The organism is Streptomyces sp. NPDC015220 (assembly GCF_043079345.1).
GTDB lineage: Bacteria > Actinomycetota > Actinomycetes > Streptomycetales > Streptomycetaceae > Streptomyces.
In genome coordinates this window covers 242,899-259,332 of record NZ_JBIBUK010000006.1, presented here as the reverse complement: position 1 = coordinate 259,332, position 16,434 = coordinate 242,899, and the positions used below count along the sequence as shown (strand labels likewise).

General features: G+C 70.0%; 17 protein-coding genes and 1 pseudogene. 11 read left to right on the top strand and 7 right to left on the bottom strand.

Features of this window, described 5'->3' with window-relative positions:
• Positions 1–58: 58 nt before the first annotated feature.
• Positions 59–1,144 carry a hypothetical protein gene (locus ACF061_RS16435; RefSeq protein WP_392267546.1) on the bottom strand — a complete coding sequence of 362 codons (1,086 nt, stop codon included), beginning with the start codon at positions 1,142–1,144 and terminating at the stop codon, positions 59–61.
• Positions 1,145–1,650: 506 nt separating this feature from the next.
• Between ACF061_RS16435 and ACF061_RS16430 the strand changes: the two genes are divergently transcribed.
• From ACF061_RS16430 to ACF061_RS16400, 7 genes and pseudogenes are all read left to right on the top strand, one after another.
• Positions 1,651–1,839, top strand: coding sequence for a hypothetical protein (locus ACF061_RS16430; protein WP_392267545.1), 189 nt, complete (start codon positions 1,651–1,653; stop codon positions 1,837–1,839).
• A gap of 46 nt (positions 1,840–1,885) precedes the next feature.
• Complete coding sequence (locus ACF061_RS16425) at positions 1,886–2,113, top strand: hypothetical protein (protein ID WP_392267544.1); 228 nt, start codon at positions 1,886–1,888, stop codon at positions 2,111–2,113.
• Positions 2,114–2,501: 388 nt separating this feature from the next.
• On the top strand, positions 2,502–2,954 hold the full coding sequence (locus tag ACF061_RS16420) for a transposase (RefSeq protein ID WP_392267543.1): 453 nt from the start codon (positions 2,502–2,504) through the stop codon (positions 2,952–2,954).
• A gap of 135 nt (positions 2,955–3,089) precedes the next feature.
• The gene (locus ACF061_RS16415) at positions 3,090–3,515 is read left to right on the top strand and encodes a hypothetical protein (protein WP_392267542.1); all 426 of its coding nucleotides are present in this window, start codon (positions 3,090–3,092) and stop codon (positions 3,513–3,515) included.
• Between the two features lie 109 nt (positions 3,516–3,624).
• Positions 3,625–4,281 carry a class I SAM-dependent methyltransferase gene (locus ACF061_RS16410; RefSeq protein WP_392267541.1) on the top strand — a complete coding sequence of 219 codons (657 nt, stop codon included), beginning with the start codon at positions 3,625–3,627 and terminating at the stop codon, positions 4,279–4,281.
• A 15-nt stretch (positions 4,282–4,296) separates the two neighbouring features.
• Positions 4,297–4,740: pseudogene (locus tag ACF061_RS16405) on the top strand (hypothetical protein); the annotation flags it as partial.
• Positions 4,741–4,750: 10 nt separating this feature from the next.
• The gene (locus ACF061_RS16400) at positions 4,751–5,434 is read left to right on the top strand and encodes a maleylpyruvate isomerase family mycothiol-dependent enzyme (RefSeq protein ID WP_392267540.1); all 684 of its coding nucleotides are present in this window, start codon (positions 4,751–4,753) and stop codon (positions 5,432–5,434) included.
• Positions 5,435–5,853: 419 nt separating this feature from the next.
• On the opposite strand, the gene ACF061_RS16395 is transcribed toward ACF061_RS16400, so the two are convergent.
• From ACF061_RS16395 to ACF061_RS16385, 3 genes are all read right to left on the bottom strand, one after another.
• Complete coding sequence (locus tag ACF061_RS16395) at positions 5,854–6,510, bottom strand: hypothetical protein (protein ID WP_392267539.1); 657 nt, start codon at positions 6,508–6,510, stop codon at positions 5,854–5,856.
• Positions 6,507–7,328, bottom strand: a complete 822-nt coding sequence (locus ACF061_RS16390; protein WP_392267538.1) for an ATP-binding cassette domain-containing protein — start codon at positions 7,326–7,328, stop codon at positions 6,507–6,509. The genes ACF061_RS16395 and ACF061_RS16390 overlap by 4 nt, the downstream gene beginning before the upstream one ends.
• 826 nt (positions 7,329–8,154) lie before the next feature.
• Entirely contained in the window at positions 8,155–8,913 is a 759-nt protein-coding gene (locus ACF061_RS16385) for a DeoR/GlpR family DNA-binding transcription regulator (RefSeq protein WP_392267537.1), read from the bottom strand.
• 48 nt (positions 8,914–8,961) lie between these two features.
• On the opposite strand from ACF061_RS16385, the gene ACF061_RS16380 reads away from it, so the two are divergent.
• Entirely contained in the window at positions 8,962–9,345 is a 384-nt protein-coding gene (locus tag ACF061_RS16380) for a DUF4406 domain-containing protein (RefSeq protein ID WP_392267536.1), read from the top strand.
• On the top strand, positions 9,342–10,043 hold the full coding sequence (locus ACF061_RS16375; protein WP_392267535.1) for an NUDIX domain-containing protein: 702 nt from the start codon (positions 9,342–9,344) through the stop codon (positions 10,041–10,043). Before ACF061_RS16380 ends, ACF061_RS16375 begins: the two co-directional genes overlap by 4 nt.
• A 638-nt stretch (positions 10,044–10,681) precedes the next feature.
• Here ACF061_RS16375 and ACF061_RS16370 read toward each other — a convergent pair.
• Positions 10,682–12,145: an MFS transporter gene (locus ACF061_RS16370; RefSeq protein ID WP_392267534.1), complete on the bottom strand. Its 1,464-nt coding sequence runs from the start codon at positions 12,143–12,145 to the stop codon at positions 10,682–10,684.
• Positions 12,146–12,209: 64 nt separating this feature from the next.
• Here ACF061_RS16370 and ACF061_RS16365 point away from each other — a divergent pair, with 64 nt between their 5' ends.
• Together ACF061_RS16365 and ACF061_RS16360 are read left to right on the top strand one after the other, a co-directional pair.
• A complete protein-coding gene (locus ACF061_RS16365; protein ID WP_392267533.1) occupies positions 12,210–12,875 on the top strand; it encodes a TetR/AcrR family transcriptional regulator in 666 nt (221 codons plus the stop codon).
• A 43-nt stretch (positions 12,876–12,918) separates the two neighbouring features.
• Positions 12,919–13,548 carry an antibiotic biosynthesis monooxygenase family protein gene (locus ACF061_RS16360; protein ID WP_392267532.1) on the top strand — a complete coding sequence of 210 codons (630 nt, stop codon included), beginning with the start codon at positions 12,919–12,921 and terminating at the stop codon, positions 13,546–13,548.
• 233 nt (positions 13,549–13,781) lie between these two features.
• Here the strand turns inward: ACF061_RS16360 and ACF061_RS16355 are convergent, their stop codons facing one another.
• Both ACF061_RS16355 and ACF061_RS16350 read right to left on the bottom strand, forming a co-directional pair.
• The gene (locus ACF061_RS16355) at positions 13,782–14,759 is read right to left on the bottom strand and encodes a hypothetical protein (protein ID WP_392267531.1); all 978 of its coding nucleotides are present in this window, start codon (positions 14,757–14,759) and stop codon (positions 13,782–13,784) included.
• Positions 14,752–16,098 carry a glycosyltransferase family 4 protein gene (locus ACF061_RS16350; protein WP_392267530.1) on the bottom strand — a complete coding sequence of 449 codons (1,347 nt, stop codon included), beginning with the start codon at positions 16,096–16,098 and terminating at the stop codon, positions 14,752–14,754. Before ACF061_RS16350 ends, ACF061_RS16355 begins: the two co-directional genes overlap by 8 nt.
• Positions 16,099–16,434 lie beyond the last annotated feature (336 nt).

Genomic DNA, 16,434 nt, shown 5'->3' with positions numbered 1-16,434 from the left:
GCAACGGGATCGCGGCACCGTCCTCCCTCAGCGAGGTCGCCCATTCCTCGAACTCGGCTCATTGGATCAGGTCGGTGTGCGGATGCTCGGGAGAGGTCGGACAAACGTAGATCTGCATGTTGTCGGCGCTGCCGACTTCGACCTTGGTCGGCTGCGAAGGGCTCTGACCACAGCAATAACCGACGGTGTTGGCGGTGTTGGCGGCATCCTGGTCTTCGCACGGTGCCCAGCTGTGTCCCTCGCCGCCGTCCCATTCGAAGGAGGCGATGGTCAGCAGCGGGACCATCTGGGCATCACAGACAGTGCAGTATCGGGGGTTGGGGTCGGTGCGGCCCCACGGAGGCCAGCCGCCGACCTTCCATCCGGGTGCGTCTGCCAGATGGATGTCATAGAAGTCCCGGGGACAGTCCGCGTAGAAGCTGTCCACGTCGGCGCCGGCTGCCTGCCATCTGCTCCAGTCCTCCACCATCAGCCGCATCTGCGGGCTCAGATCGAGGCTGTCGGGGTACTCGGTGATTGCTTCCGGTGCCAGCGCGCACGGTTCCGGCACATAGCCCTCATAGTTCACCTCGTACGGCTCCGGCGGTGTGGCGAGGATGTCGACGACCGTGGCGGCGGACCGCCAGAACAGCGCGGTCGACGGCTTGTGATCCGGATCGTGGTCGTAGGGGCACCAAAGAACCTGGAGCAGATCGGCCTGTCCGGGCGGCCGCAGCAGGGGTATGTCGCGTAGATACAGCTGGGCCACGGGCAGCATGGGGACCGGGCAGTCCGCGGGCGACGGGGGGCCGGCGTCGAGTCGCTTCGCGAGCGTCGCGGCGTTCCGCTCCCTGAGCGTCTCCTCCTCGGGCGTGATCCTGGGACCACCGTGATCACCGTGCCACCGGGCTCGCATGCGCCTCGTGAGTCGCACTTCGGCCGGCGACTGGCGGAACCCACTGTCACGGTGCAGGTGCGAGGCTTCGCAGTGCGGCCACGGCTCCTCAGCCGGCCACAGCAACGGTCCCCCGACCGAGCTCTCCCCGACCGAAGGCGACCCGGGACGAGGGTGCAGCCGGATCGCAGGACGCGCCAACGGCGCCAGCTCAGGAAAGACCACGGTCGCGTCCACGGGCCGCGGCGGAGTAGTACGTACGAAGACCATGCGGTGATCCTGCCACCAGACACTGACGACCCCCGGCCGCCTCGACCAGCCTCGGTGGCATCTGTGTTCAGCGGGTCAAGTCCAACGCATGCAGCCTCGGCCACAGCGACAGCAGGGGAGCGCGAGGCCCCTCCGGACCTCTTCCGCCGGCCGCACCGCTACAACACCGTCCGAGGCCGCTCCCGCCTCGGCCACCGCAGCCCGATCGCCTACGCGCGGCCACTTTGAACACCATCAACCACGCCGGCCGAAGCCGCACAACGCGTGTGCAGGATCAGGGGTCAAGGCCCGAACCGTGGTCGGCCCTGACATTGATCATGGTCCGGTCGCGTAACCCCGGAACGTTGAGTCGCCCGTGATCGTCTGAACAGGACGAGTGCAGGCATCACCGGCGGGAGGAACCCACGATGGAGGACGCAGGGCAGGGGCACCGATCCAGCGCTCGGCCGGCCCCCCTCGCCCCCTGGTGGGCAGGGCTTGGTCCGCTCGGCGGCGGAATCCTCGTCGTGGCCGGTTTGTCCCTGCTCGCCTGGCTGTTTCTCGGAGGACACAGCGCCGACGAGGAATGGGGCGCGTACTACGGCGCGGGCAAGGTCGTGGCGATCGGCGCCGTGATCGCCGGTACGGCACTGGTGTCGAGGGGCCGCAACGGCGGGGCCGGGGACAGGGCCGATTCGGACGGCGGGGCGGGATGACGGGACCCTGCTGACTTACATCGGCCCGCTGACGCGCGACGTCGCGGTGGTCATCGAGGACAACCCCGACCTCCTCGGAGAGATCGTCGAAACCATGCCGCGACGTTTCGAGGAATTGATCACGGACGCGATCGCCGTCGAGTCAGGACCGGACGCGGCCCCCTGGGTCGCACAGACGATGATCAGGGCATCGATCGGTCTCAAGCATCAGGCCGCATCACGGGAGTTCTACCTCGACCGGCTGAAGGTCGCTGTCGATCTCCTGGTGCGCTGAAAACGCTCCCGGTCTCCCGTGGGACCCGCGGTCTCGGACGGCGACGGGCCGGCCGCCCGTCGAGGCCGGCGCTCGGCAGCGCACGCAAGGCCTCGTGGCACCGGACGTTCGGTGTGTGCGTTCCTCGGTTGTGTGACCGCGCGATCACGGGCCCCGTCAGGCATCTGTCGGGCCGCAGTGAGTGGAGCCCCCGGGCAGAGACTGTTCCTCACCGCTCGGGTTCGGCTGCGGGTTGCCTGCTTTCCGGACGGCGGGCTGCGGTTGTCGCCGACAAGGCAGTGGGCGGTGCGCGGCCGTACGGTCTGCCGGCATCTGGTGCAGGAGTTGGTTTTCGGCCGTCGCTTTGGGTGCAGACGTCCACGGTGCTCTGCGCGACGGTGAGTTACCGGTGCGGACCAGCGCGCAGTGGGGTGGCCTGCCCGAACGGTTCGGGCCGTGGAAGACCGTCTGCGAACGCCACCGGCTGTGGTCGGTCGACGGGACGTGGGAGCGTCTGCTTCAGCAGGTCCAGGCCGAGGCTGACGCGGCAGCCCAGATCGACTGGGACATCGCGGCGTCTTCGACCATCGTGCGCGCTCATCAGCACGCGGCCGGCGCTCGGACCGAGCCGCCGCCGGCGCCCGCGCCAAAGGGGGCCGAAGAGGTGGAACACCAGGGCGAAACGCCGTGGCAGAGTCTGGTCGCCCGCCTGGTGGAGGTGGTGCTGGAGGTGAGGGCCTGGGGAGGGCGCTCGCGGGGCGGGTTCACCAGCAAGCTCCACCTGAGCGCGGACGGTCGCTGCCGCCCGCCCGTTGTCCCTGGTGGTCACCGGCGGGCAGCGGGCGGACTGCACGGTCGCTGAGCTGTGATCTTCTCTGACCCGACCGTTCGGGCCGTTCGGCGGCGGCCACGGCGGCGGCGCGTCCTGACATCTGGCTCGGCGAGGGTATGTGACGTACCCTCACAGTGGCGCCCTGGCACACGGGAGGTGCACCTGATGGCAGGCCTGTTCGCCCTCATCTTCTGGGCAGCCGTGTGTGGCTTGGCCTGGCAGGGGATCAAGGCATGGCTGGAGGACAAGCCCGCCGCGAAGTCTTCCGTCCCGGTCGCACGGCAGAAGCCGTCCTCGCCCCCCGCTCCGCGCCCGCCCAGCACGGCGCCGAACGGGAAGGGGAAGCCGAACGGGAAGGGGAAGCCGAACGCGAAGGGCGCGGCAACGGCGCCGTCCACGGGCCCCAGCGCCGCCCACCAAATCCCTGACCAGGACATCGGCGGGGCGTCGCAGGCGACCCACCAGCACACTCACCACTCCGGCGATGGAAGCAGCCACAGCGGCGGGCACCACACCACGCACCATGACGGGGGCGGCAGCCACCACAGCGGCGGGCACGACGGCGGCCACTTCGACGGCGGCGCGTTCTGACACCTGCCAGCAGGCGTCCGACCAGGATCGGGCGCTGCTCGCGGACCCTTCCGTGATCTTTGTTGCGGAACAGGGTGTGCGTGCCGCAGGTACTTGATGGACTGGCGCGATGAAGATCTTGTCGCCTCGTGTTCTGCGGGCTCTTGAACGGTTCAACGCCGCTTATCCCTGGGATCACAACGCCCACTACCATCGCTGGGTCCTGCGGCAGGTGCCGAGGCGCTTCGACCGCGCCCTGGACGTCGGTTCCGGCAGCGGTGATCTTGCAAGGCTCTTGTGTGGACGAGCTGACGCCGTACAGGCCGTCGATTCCGATCCGGTGATCACAGCCCAGGCCCAGAAGCTGACTCCTTGCGGGCTTCCCGTGACCTTCACCGTCGCGGATGCACTAGCCGAGTTTCCTGCCGGTCCTTACGACGTCATCACGTGCGTCGCTACGATCCACCATCTGCCGTTCACCCCGGCGCTCACCCGTTTCCGCCGTCATCTGGCTCCGGGAGGGACTCTGGTGATCGTCGGCCTGTTTCGCGTCCAGACCCCTGCGGACCACCTGCTCGGTGTTGTCGCCATTCCGGCCAACGCTGTCATGGGCTGGCTCAAGAACAAGGGGCGCCCCTCGCGACGGCCCGTCTCCATGACGGCCCCTACTCGTTCAGCGGACATGACCTTTGACGACATCGTCCGTGAAGCCAGAGACGTCCTCCCTGGCGCACGGCTGCGACGACGGTTGTTCTGGCGTTATACGCTTGTATGGAATCAGCCCTGAGCGGCTCGTGGCTTCCTCGCCCCAGTGCCGGTGCGGGGGCTCCGCCGTTCCGACGGATTGACGTGGATCAGTGCGCGAGCAGAGTGGGTGCCACCGCGCACGCTGCGGCAGTACGGCAGCGCCCAGGAGGTCGACGCGCTGGCGGTGCCGGGACCGGGAGAGTGGGTGTACGCCTGGGCCTGGCAGGACGAGACCGCCGGCCGAGTGCGGGCCGCGGGATTCCCAGGCCGTGGCGACGGCAACGACGAGGACGAAGCCACCGGATCGGTAACCCTCCTGCTCGCCGACCGGTTGGGGCGGGCAGTTGCGGTCACCCAGGTCAGCGGGTCGCGGATCATGGCGGCCCCCGGCTCTGACGGGACGACTGATATCGGCGGACGAGTCTGCGCCATTGAGAATCCCGGGTGGCTGACTTCCCCGGTCATGGCAACCGGGTCCCTGATCTCGCCCGGTTGGTAGCGTCACCGGCATGAATCAAGACCGTGTGCTCGAAGCGTTTCGTCGGGAATCCGGGGCGCTCACTGATGCCGTGTCAGGACTGTCCGAGGCCGAGTGGAGCCTCCCGACACGCTGCGTCCCCTGGACCGTACGTGACCTGCTCGGGCACGTGTGCGTCGTGATCGATTGGCTTCCAGGCATGCTGGACGCGCCGGCCCCGGGTGAGGCCAGGATTTCCGCAGCGGAGTACTACCGCCCGGACGACCGTTTTTCACCCCGGACCAATAGCGCCCGGATCGCTCTGGCTCAGGACCGGGCGGCAGAGTCGACCGACGGTGCCGCTTTCGCCGAGGATTTCACCGCGACCTGGCGGCGAGTCGACCGGCTGTGTCGGGTCCAGCCGGCCAGCCGTACCGTGTGGACGCGTCATGGTGACGCCATGCTCTTGTCGGAGTTCCTGCTCACTCGAGTCGTCGAAGTCGCCGTCCATGGTCTTGATCTGGCTGATGCACTCGGACGCGAACCCTGGCTCACCTCGTCTGCCGGTGACACCGTGCTGGAGCTGTTTCTCGGCACGGAGCAGATGGCGGCCGCCGACACATTGGCTTGGTGCCAGCCGCGTTTGCTGCGCAAGGTTACCGGCCGCGAGCCGTTGGACGATTCAGAGACCGCACAGATCGAACAGCTCGGCATCCGGTGGCTCGCCCTGGGCTGACACCTGCGCCCCGTTGCGACGAGATCATTCCTGAAGAGGGCCCGGAATGATTGCTGTCGACGTTCAATGAACCTTCGTTCTCTGAAGATCGTCCAACGAGACCACGCGAGCTCAGCGGGCCTTCGAAAACCCCTACAAACACCCGGGGCGTTCAACAACCTCAGACCACCTTTCTTGGCAAGATCCGGGGTCATGACCGGGCTCGAACCGGACCTCTTCGTCGTCGCACTGCTCCCATGCGCAGTTCACGGCCTGGTCGGGCACCGGGCATCACCGCCTGGCGCTACGTCACCGATGCCGTCGAGTTCCTGGCCATTTTCGTCCCTACGCTCACCGGAGTGGCCAGGACCGCGGGAGGCCTGTGCTCTGCTGGACGGTGCTGCGCAGCCTGCGCTGGTGCGGGCACACCCGCTGCTGAGTCATGCCTTTCTGCGGGTGATCGCCTCAGTGATGGCAACTGCGGCCGCCAAGGAGCCCGCGGTGGCGGCGAGCAGGGCACCGGTGGGCGCCAGGGCGTCCGCCGAGTCCGACGCGTTCTGCAGGTGGGTGAGCATGATGTTGACCGGGGATACGCCCTTGCCCAGTAGCACGGCGAGCAGGAGCACCAGGGCGAGGACGAGCGCGTGGCCCTGGCGCCGGAACACCAGCCGCGAGCACACCAGTCCGATGGCCATGCCCGTGAAGGCGCAGGTGAGCTGGGCCGCGGCCCCCAGTGCCAGATCCGCGAGGCCGGGTGTGCGGGCTCCGGACATCAGCGGCAGCACCAGGCCGGCAGCCATCAGCAGCAGGCACCACAGCGCGGCCGTCCCGACCGTGGCGAGCAGGACGCGTAGGTGGCTGCCGGCGCTGACGACGACGATCGAGCGGTGCGCATGGTCCTCCAGACCGATCAGTGTCATGGTCAGCCAGACCGAGCACGGCAGCATGGCACCGGCCACCGCGGCGTAGGTCGTGGTGAGCGGGCCGGTGTCGCTGCTGGTCAGCACGGCGACGAGGCCGAGGAACAGCAGCAGCGGCGCGAGGTAGCGCTGGGAGAGCAGCAGCACCGTGAACATATAGCCGACCAGGGCGATCACAGGGTGGTCCCCTTAGCATCGCCCCGGAAGCCGCGTTCGTCCGCGGCCCCGGCCAGGCTGGCCACCGACCACCGGTGCCGCAGCGCCGTCAGCAGTACGGCATCCGAGTGCTCCCGCGCCACCCGCAGGACGACCTCCCCTTCGCGCCGGGCGGTGTCCGTCACACCCGGCAGCACGGACCAGTCCACCTCGATCGGCAGAACGCCGGTGGGCGGCACGGTCAGGACCAGTTCGGCCATCGAGGTGCGACTCCCGGCGTGCCGGTCGCTGTGCAGGGTGACCCGGCCGTCGCTGATGACGTAGACGCCGCTCGCGCGCGTCTCGGCGATCGCCTCGCGGTGGTCGGTGAAGACCACCGCCCCGCCCTGTGCGGCCACTTCGTCGATGAACTCGGCGAGGACACCGTGGGCCGAGGCATCCAAGCCTGACCAGGGTTCGTCGAGGACCAGCAGGTCGGGCAGGACGAGCAGGGCCTGGGCGAGTGCCACCTTCTGCGTGTTGCCCTTCGACAGCGTGCGCAGCGGTGCGTCCCGTCCGCCTGCCAGGGACAGCCGCTCCAGCAGGTGGGTGCCTCGGGCACGGGCGGCGGAAACCGACAGGCCGCGGATACGCCCCATGTGGGTGAGGTAGGAGATCGCCGAGATGCGGTCGTGGACGGTGAAGCGGTCCGGTACGTAACCGATGTGCGGCGGTCGGCCCGACACGCTCCCGGTGGTGGGTTGCGACAGCCCGACGAGGATCCTCAGCAAGGTCGACTTCCCCGAACCGTTGCTGCCGACCACCGCGAGGACGTCACCGGTCGCGACCTCCATGTCCACGTCATTGAGGATCCATCGTCCTCCGCCGTACCGTTTACCGACCGCCTCACAACGTAACAACTCGACTCCTCACGGTGGTCTGCACACCGGCCCTTCCAACCTGGCCTGTGTGTGGGCCCTCTGTTCGCTCTTCAGGAGCAATTTCACAATGATCTGTCGACGGAGGCGGGCGACTTTGATCGGTGCCAGGCATCAGCGGCCTGAGCCTGCTGATACTGCTGCGCCGGCGCCTTGACGCCGAAGGCGGCCGCCTCACGGTCACCTGGCTGCGGTCCCATCCCTTGGGCCCGTTGCGGTTACTGGACACTCAGTGTGCCTCGCATGCGGAGCCGTGGCGCAAGCTCCTACAGACCGCGTAGCGCCTCGTACAGGTCGTCGAAGGCTGTCCAACAGTCGATGCTGCCGTCGTCGTACAGGCTGCCCATGTACCAGCCCTCGCCATCGGCAGGCTTCACGAGACACAGGCTGTGGAATCCGAGAACGATCTCTGGGCGTGGCATCTCGCGAGCCCCGGCGAAGGCGACCCACTTCACTGAACGATCAGGATCCAGCACGACGGCTTCCTGATCGCCCGACGCATCGCGGATCTGTTGAAGAGTCCATCCCCGGGGTAGCCGCGCGTCCGCCATCCGCAGATGATCCCACTTGCCACGAATCACCGCTTCGAGGAGGTGCTGGACGAAATGGATCCGGCATGGCGCCCGGTGCGGAACGCGCCGGAGGGCAGCGCACCAACCGCCGCTCTCGCCGCGGGCGCGGGCCCTGTCCCGATGCGGCGGGCTGAGTTGCCGGACGACCGGCCGCTTCGGAGTCGGCCCCATGGCGGTCAGCCTGCCGTCAGCACTTCGACCCCGTTCACGGTGAGCTGCTCGACCACCGGGTCCTGCGGGGGCGTGTCCGTGATCAGTCCGCTGACCTCTTCCCAGGGCAGGACACGATAGCGGGAAGCGGTGCCGATCTTCTCGGAGGAGGCGAGGACGTAGGTGTCCGCGGCCCGTGCCGCGAGGGCGCGTTTCATCGCGGCGTCCTCGGCGTCGCCGGTGGTGAGTCCGGCCTCGGGGTGCACGCCGGTGACGCCTAGGAGGAAGAGGTCGGCGGAGACGTTCTGCGCGGCCTCGACCGCGGCCGCGCCGCAGGTGACTGCCGAGTGCTTGAACAGGCGGCCGCCGAGCATGAAGACCTCGGCCTGCGGATGGTCGAGCAGAGCGGCGGCGATCGTCGGGCTGTGGGTGATCACCGTACAGTCCAGGTCCCTCGGGAGCGCGTGGACGACAGCCAGGGCGGTGGTGCCTCCGTCGAGGATCACCACGCCGCCGGGGCGCACCAGCCCGGCGGCCACCGAGGCGACCTTCCGCTTGCCGTCCGGGGCCACGGCCTGCCGGGCGCCGTAGTCCGCCACCGCCGGCGAAACGGGAAGCGCCCCGCCGTAGACCCGCTGGCACAGCCCCTCACTCGCCAGGTCGCGCAGGTCGCGCCGCACGGTGTCCTCGGAGATCCGCAGCTCGGCGGCGACATTCTTGGCGACGATCTTGCCCTCCCGGGCGAGCAGGTCCAGTAGGTGGTCACGCCGTTCAGCAGCCAGCATCCGCGTTCTCTCCTGTTCTTGCACGTTTCTGCATGTATCGTAGCGCCCGTGACCGACAAGCCCATGCTCATCCTCATCGCCGGGCCCTATCGCTCCGGCACCAACGGCGACCCCCGGGCCATGGCCGCCAACCTCGCGCGCCTCGAAGCGGCCGCATGGCCCGTTTTCGCCGTCGGCCACCTTCCCGTCATCGGAGAATGGATCGCCCTGCCCGTTCTGCGCTCGGCCGGCGCGGGTCCCACCGATCCCCTCGCCGACCAGGTGCTGTACCCGACAGCCGAGCGCCTGCTGGCCCGCTGCGACGCCGTGCTGCGACTGCCTGGCGACTCCGAGGGAGCCGAACAGGACGTCGCCATCGCGCGCCGCCGCGGCCTGCCCGTCTACTACGACATCGCACAGATCCCGCCCCTGAACCGACAGGGGGTCGCGTGAAGCCCCGCCCCGGCGTGGACACCCCGGACCACCGCGGCCGCATCGGCCTCGACCGAGCAGGACGCGATCTGCACCGCAACCCGGACGTCGTGGTCCGCGACGTCGAACTCACCTCTCAGGGCTGGCACGTCCTGCGACGCACCACCTTCGACCACCGCCGCCGCGACGGACGCTGGGAAACCCAGCAGCGGGAGACCTACGACCGCGGCAACGGCGCCGTCGTCCTGCCCCACGACACCGCACGCGGGTGCGTCCTGCTCACCCGCCAGTTCCGCTACCCGGCCTACGTCAACGACCACCCCGACGGCATGCTCGTCGAAGCCGCCGCAGGGCTGCTCGACGCGGAGGATCCGCCCGCCGCCATCCGCCGCGAGGCGGCCGAAGAACTCGGCGTCACCCTCGGCCCGCTCACCCACGTCCTCGACGCCTACATGAGCCCCGGCTCCGTCACCGAACGCCTCCACTTCTTCGCCGCCCCCTACACCCCCGCCGACCGGACCGGAACCGGCGGCGGAATAGAGGAGGACGGTGAAGACATCGAGGTTCTCGAACTGTCCTTCACCGAAGCCCTCGCCATGACCCGCGACGGACGCATCACCGACGGCAAGACCATCCTGCTCCTGCAATGGGCAGCCCTGGAAGGCCCGTTCGCTCCCCATGCGGCAGGCACGGAGAGCACCGCCCTGCCTCGCCGGTAGCGTCCGCCCCAGGTCGCGACACGGCGCGACGGTGTCCGGCCCGGCCGGCGCATCGCTCTCCTCGCTTCCGCGAAGCGCGCGGAAGCGAGGAGAGCGATGCGCCGGCCGGCGTTCTTCCCGCACTCGAAGGTGAGCTTCCCCGCGCTTGCGGGGAATGGACACGCCCATGCCCATGAGCGCGGTCGAACTGCGGCCAGCGCGCCCCACCCGGCAGCCCCGACAATCCTCCAGCGCCCGTCGGTGAACCGCACCCGAAGCCGGCGCACGGGGACCGCGCTTCACCGCTCCGCATGCTACTTGCTCGGCGCAGCCGCCCTTGTGCACCCGCCGGCGAGCTTCTACTCGTCTCCCTCAAAGGCGTCGTGGGCCCCGAGGCGTGCGTTGCCGATCGCCTCAGAAAGCGTCTGGATGCGCGGGCGGCCGAAGCTCCGGAAGGTCTTCCCGACCGGGCATGGGCCTGTTCGTCGAGCGGGACGTCAGGGGCGTGGTGAGGTGTCCGTGCCACAGGGCGTGCAAGACGGCGGGGAGGACTTCGATCGGGTCGCCGACCGCTTCGGCGCCCTCGATCAGCGGTCGTGGCCGCGCGAACGCCTCGCGCACGGCGCCCGCGCTGCGGCACGGTCAGGCCCTCGAGGGGTTCACTGTTCGGCGGATCCAGCGGCGGGGACGGCGGCGGGCCGCAGCCGCCGGGAGAGCAGGGCGCCGATCAGGGCGAGCAGCGCCGTGAAGGCGAACAGCCCGCCCAGCGCCGTACGCGTGGAGGAGCCGTAGTGCTCGGCGATGGCCAGCGCCGCGCCGCCGAGACCGGCGACCACACCGGTGGCGAGGGTCTGCGCGAGCTGCAGCGCGCCGCTCGTCTCGCCCTGCCGCCCCGCCGGCGCCTGCTCCAGCGTGTCGGTCGTGGCGGCGTTGAACGCCACGCCCATGCCGATGCCACCGATGGCCCAGCCCACCACCGCGAGCCACGCCGGGACCGAGCCGGACAGGATCGACAGCGCGATCACGCCGACGCCCACCAGCAGCACGACGAAGCCGAGGGCCACGCTGCCGGTACGCCCGCTCGCCTCGGCGTCCCGCTTGGCCTGCCAGGCCGAGCCCAGCACCCAGGCGATGGCGCCCGCCGACAGGCCGAGACCGGCCGCCCACGCGCTCTGGCCCCGCAACTCCCGCAGGCCCAGCGGCAGATAGGCCTCACTGCCGAAGTACGCCCCGCACAGCAGGCCCCGGACGACCACACCGGCCCCCAGTCCCGCGCGCGCCGTCAGCGTGCCCTCGGGAGTGACCCGGCGCAGCGCCGGCAGAGCGAGGGCGACACCCGCCACGGCGAACACCGTCAGCAGGACCACGTTCTCCAGCAGCAGCGCCTGGAGCAGCACACCGGTGCCCACGGTCAGCAGCGCGGCATTGGCCGGCGGGCCCTTCCACCAGGGCTCGGCCGGGGCCGTGCGCCGCTCCTCCCGCGGACGCTCCAGGCGGCCCAGACCGGGCAGGGTGAGAAGCGCGGCGATCGCCACGATCGGCAGCATCAGCAGGAAGACCGCGCGCCAGGTGGTGCTGTCCGCCAGGGTGCCCGCGACGACCGGGCCGATCAGCGACGGGACCGTCCAGGCCGAGGAGAGGAGTGCGAACATCCGGGCCCGCAGCCGCTCGGGATAGGCCAGCCCGATCACCGTGTAGGCCATGGCCATCACGGCGCCCACGCCCAGGCCCTGGAGGAAGCGGCCCACCAGGAACAGCGGCCAGGAGCCGGCCGCCCCGGCCACCGCGCAGCCCACCGCGAAGACGGCCATGCCCGCCGTCACCGGCGCCCACGGACCCCGGCGGTCGGCGGCCCGCCCCGCGAGCACGGTGCCGATGATGTTCGCGAGCATCAGCGCCGACAGGCCCCATCCGTACGAGCCCAGGCCGTCCAGGCTCCGGGCGATGTCGGGCAGCACCGTGGCCACGCCCAGGGATTCGAACGCGACCATGCTCACCGACAGGATCACTCCGAGGCCTAGCGCCCGGTACGGGCCGGCGAAGACGCTCTGCGTCCGCTCGGGCCCGGCGCCGGTCGAGGGCCGCCCCCTGTCCTCCGGTAACTCGCCGACATGTTGAGACATGGCGTTCCCCTCCTGGGAAGAAATTATGTTCCGATGCGGAACGGAAACATATTATGCTGAAGGCATGCTGGAGAAGCCACAGGACGCCCCGGATCCCGCCCCACCGACGGCACAGCGCTCACGCGGCCGACCGCGCGACGAACGCATCGACACGGCGGTACAGCACGCCGTGATGGAGATCCTCAACGAAGTCGGGTACGGCCGACTGACCCTGGAGGCGGTCGCCGCCCGGGCAGGCACCAGCAAGCCGACCCTGCGCCGCCGCTGGCGCTCGCGCCAGCACCTGGTGGTCGCGGCGCTCGTGCGGACGATGGGCGCCTCACCCACTCCCGACACCGGCTGCACCCACTGCGACCTCATCGCCGGCATCCGCACCCTGAGCCACGCCTTCACCACCAGCATCGGCCGCCGCGCCCTGCCCGCGCTGATCGCGGACCTCGCCGACGACCCCGAACTGGAGTCGGAGTTCCTCAACGAGCTGTTCCACCCGCGTCGCGCCGCCACCGCAGCCGCCCTGCGCCGGGGCATCCAGCGCGGCGACATCCGCCCGGACGCCGACATCGACCTGCTGCTCGACATGCTGGGCGCCACCGCCTACTACCGGGCGCTGTTCGGCCACCTGCCGCTCACGCCCAGCCTCGCCGAGGAGGTCGTCGAGGTCGTCCTCACCGGTGTCGCCACGCCGCAGTGGCGCAGCCGGCACGGAGCCGTGGACAGCCGACGTTCCTGAACCGGCTTGACCTGAAGTGCAGTTGAGGTTTCATGATGGCACGGTGACTGACAACGGAATCACCCTCATCGACGCGTGGGAACTGCCCGAGGACCGGATGGACGAGTCCATCGCACGCTGGCGCGAGCGCGTCGGACTCATCCACACCGCCCCCGGATTCCGGGATGCGCGGCTGCACCGCAGACTGCACCCGGAGTCCCGGCTCGGCCTGATCAACGTGGCGCACTGGGACAGCATCGAAGCCCGGGACGAAGCCCTGGCGAATCCCGGCTTCACCGCGTCGGCAGCCACCGCGGCCGACTACGCCACCGTGCACGGCGGCTGGTACCAAGTGGCAGCCGAGTTCCGCACAGCGGGAAACAGCTCGGGCGAAGGGCCGGGCATCACCTTCGTCAACGCCTACGAACTGCCCGCGGAGCGGATCGATGAATTCCTGCCACGCTGGCTCGCCCACGCGGAGCCGATGAGCAAGGCACCCGGCTTCCGGGACAATCGGCTGCACCGGGCGATGGACCCCGACACCCGCTTCCAACTGGTCAGCATCGCCCACTGGGACAGTCCCGAAGCGTGGCGCACGGCAGACAACGACCCCCGCCTCCAACAGCCCCCGTCCGCCTCCCCCGACTACGCCGCCGCCAGCCCCTCACTGTTCCGGGTCGTCGTCGAGTTCTGAGCGCGGGCCGGAAACGCACGCGGGCCGTACGCTCCGAGCCGTTCGTCCCGGTGGCCAGATCCGTGATGTGGGCGGGGAACTGGACGAGTACCCCGACCGACACGGCGGCCACCGGGACACGACCGCGGTCACGAAGCGCCGACACCGCCGCCGGCCAGGTCCACAACCGTTCTGATCAGTTCACCCACTCCGACCGGCGAGATCACGATCTACGGTCCCGCCGACGTCCGGCGTCACCTTGAGCGGGGAAGTTCGGTGGCACCGTTCGTGATGGTTTCGGGGCGCCAGAGCCGGGACGCCATGGCCAGCGCACACACGCCGCTGGCCAGCAGATCCGTCAACAGGCAGACGGCGCGGCTGGCCACCGCCACGGCTGTGGCCGCGGTGACGGGCAGTACCTGGCAGAGTGTCCCGATCAGGACCATCTCCCGGATCAGGGCGCCGTCGGGCAGTACCACGACGACCGAGCTGATTCCCGTGGCCAGCGCGAATGCTCCGACGCTGATCACCAGGGACTGTCCCATGGGCGCGCCCATGGGGAGCGTAAGCAGCCACAGATGGAGGCCGGAGACCAGACGGCAGGTGAGCTGCCAGCCGATGGCCGCGCGGATCTGCCGTCCCGAGCCGGATGCGGTCAGTTCCCGGCGCAGCAGGCGGGCGGCCGCCTGCGCGGCCCGTCCCACCAGCGACGGCCGCGCCAGCATGAAGGCCAGCGACGCGGCCGGGAGCAGCAGCAGCCAGCTCCAGGCGCCGAGCATCGAGGGCGCGGCCAGGCTGCCGACGACCATGCCGGTCAGCAGCACGACCGGGATGTTGAGCAGCCAGACAGCGACGGTGACCAGTGCTCCGACACCGACGCTCTCGGCGAGCCGCGCATGAGTGAGAGCCACCCAGATCGCCCCGGGCGCGTACTTGGCGCTCATTCCGACGAAGTAGACACCGGCGGCGGTGCGGCGAGGCAGGGGATGCCCCAGATCGGCGAGGATGCTGCGCCAGGACATCATGGCGCACAGCAGGGCCGCCACATTGATCACGCAGGAGATCAGCAGAAAGGGCAGCGCCTGGAGGGTCACCATGGGGCGGGTGGCTGACCAGTCCTGTTCACGGAGGGCCAGCACGAGCCCGGCGACGATGACGCAGGCCAGTGCCCAGCCGGCCAGCACCCGCCGGCGAGGCCGCGAGCGCGGTCGGCGGTGGCTGGTGTCATCCACGACTGGGCTCCCAGCGCGTCAGGCTCTCGTACAGGCCGAGGGTGCGGGTGATGGTGTCCGGCCAGCGGAAGTTCTGGCAGGCGTGGGTCCGGCCACGGGCGGCCAGTCGCGCGGCTGCGGCAGGGTCTTCCAGCAGTCGGCAGACGAGGGCGGCCAGTTCGTCGGGGGTGTCGCCGCGCATCCGCAGCGCGGCTGGACCGCCGCTGTCCTCGCCGTCGGAGATCAGCGCGGAGAAGCCGGATCCGAGCACCACCGGGGCCGCAAGGGCCATCGCCTCGACCGACACCAGCCCGAACGGCTCATAACGGGAGGGGAAGACGCAGGCGTCGGCGGCGAGATAGTGGCGTCGCACGTCCTCCCGGGGCGCATAACGGTGGTAGACGTGCGTCCGCTCCCCGATGCCGAGCTCGGTGACCAACCGGTCCACCGCCGCGTCCTGGTCCGTGCCGGCGAGACCGACGCCGAGCATCACCAAGTGAACGCCGGGATGGCGGTGGGCGACCGCAGGCAGGGCGTGCAGGAGCGTGCGCACGCCTTTGACCGGGCTGAGCCGGCCGGCGAAGACCAGCAACGGAGTGTCGGAGGCAAGCCCGAGTTCCGAGCGGAGCCCGCTTCGCGCCCGTTCCCGCTCGTGGCTGAGCTCCGCGTCGTCTGCCTTCCGGACGGCCGGGACGGCGCTGGTCTCGCAGCCGTGCGGGATGACGCTGATGCGGTCCGCCCGCCAGCCGTGCGCGACGGCCAGTCGCCCCAGCTCCGGGGTGGGCACGACGATCCGGGCCGCGACTCTGGCGAGCAGCCGCTGATTGATTTCGACCAGCCGGAAGGAATCGGTCACATCGGGCTGCTCGGCCATGGTCATCTCGGTGTTGTGGACGTGATAGACCACGGGTAGCCGCAGCACGGTGGCCGCGAGGATTCCGGCCGGGGCGCTCTGCCAGTCGTGCACGGCCACCACCGTGCCCGACCGGCGGGCTCGCACGAGCGCGGGCAGTGTCGCCAGATTGAAGGCGAGCAGGGACAGCGCGAACAGGACCCGGCCGCTGGGCGCCAGATGGTTCTTCGGCGCCACGATGCGTCGCTTGAGCCATCGCGGCAGCCAGGGCCGCCGGATCGTCACGGAGCCATGCCGCTCCCGGCGGGGGAGGTTCGCGGGGCAGTTCAGGGTGTACAGCGTCAGTGGCACGTCACCGCGCTCCCGTTGGACGCACTGGACGAACCGCTGCGCGTACTCCGCCAGCCCGCCCACGGTCCAGGGCGGGTACTGGTGGCAGACCACTATCACCCGCCGCAGCGGGGAGCGTGGTGGGGCGGTGCCGAGGGCCGGGCCTGGGCGACTCAAGTGGACCATCCTCTCTTCGCAGCCCCCATGGGTGGGGTTGCGACCTCTCGGTCGCAGTGGGTGCAAGGCCGTGGGATCGGCCCGTTCAGCGGTCCGCACGAGATCCGCCGGCTCTGCCTGGCTCCGCCGGGTCGAGAACGTCTGATCGGCTGCGGGTACACGCACCACTGAGGGCCGATCAGGCCACCTTCCGTAGGCGCCGACCCGCCGTACGGTTCTCGGGTCGCGCTGAAGGGGGCGGGCACACGTGCGGGCAAGGGAGTCGGGGCGCGCACCGCCTGCCCAGTCGTGGCAGGGGGTGAGGGGCGGAGGCGGTGGAATCTTGAGCCGGTGTCC

What these genes read in the sequence shown, in the direction of transcription:
- ACF061_RS16435 (WP_392267546.1), bottom strand. Translation starts at nt 1,144, where the DNA reads ATGGTCTTCGTACGTACTACTCCGCCGCGGCCCGTGGACGCGACCGTG.
- ACF061_RS16415 (WP_392267542.1), top strand. Translation starts at nt 3,090, where the DNA reads ATGGCAGGCCTGTTCGCCCTCATCTTCTGGGCAGCCGTGTGTGGCTTG.
- ACF061_RS16410 (WP_392267541.1), top strand. Translation starts at nt 3,625, where the DNA reads ATGAAGATCTTGTCGCCTCGTGTTCTGCGGGCTCTTGAACGGTTCAAC.
- ACF061_RS16400 (WP_392267540.1), top strand. Translation starts at nt 4,751, where the DNA reads ATGAATCAAGACCGTGTGCTCGAAGCGTTTCGTCGGGAATCCGGGGCG.
- ACF061_RS16385 (WP_392267537.1), bottom strand. Translation starts at nt 8,913, where the DNA reads ATGCTGGCTGCTGAACGGCGTGACCACCTACTGGACCTGCTCGCCCGG.
- ACF061_RS16370 (WP_392267534.1), bottom strand. Translation starts at nt 12,145, where the DNA reads ATGTCTCAACATGTCGGCGAGTTACCGGAGGACAGGGGGCGGCCCTCG.
- ACF061_RS16365 (WP_392267533.1), top strand. Translation starts at nt 12,210, where the DNA reads ATGCTGGAGAAGCCACAGGACGCCCCGGATCCCGCCCCACCGACGGCA.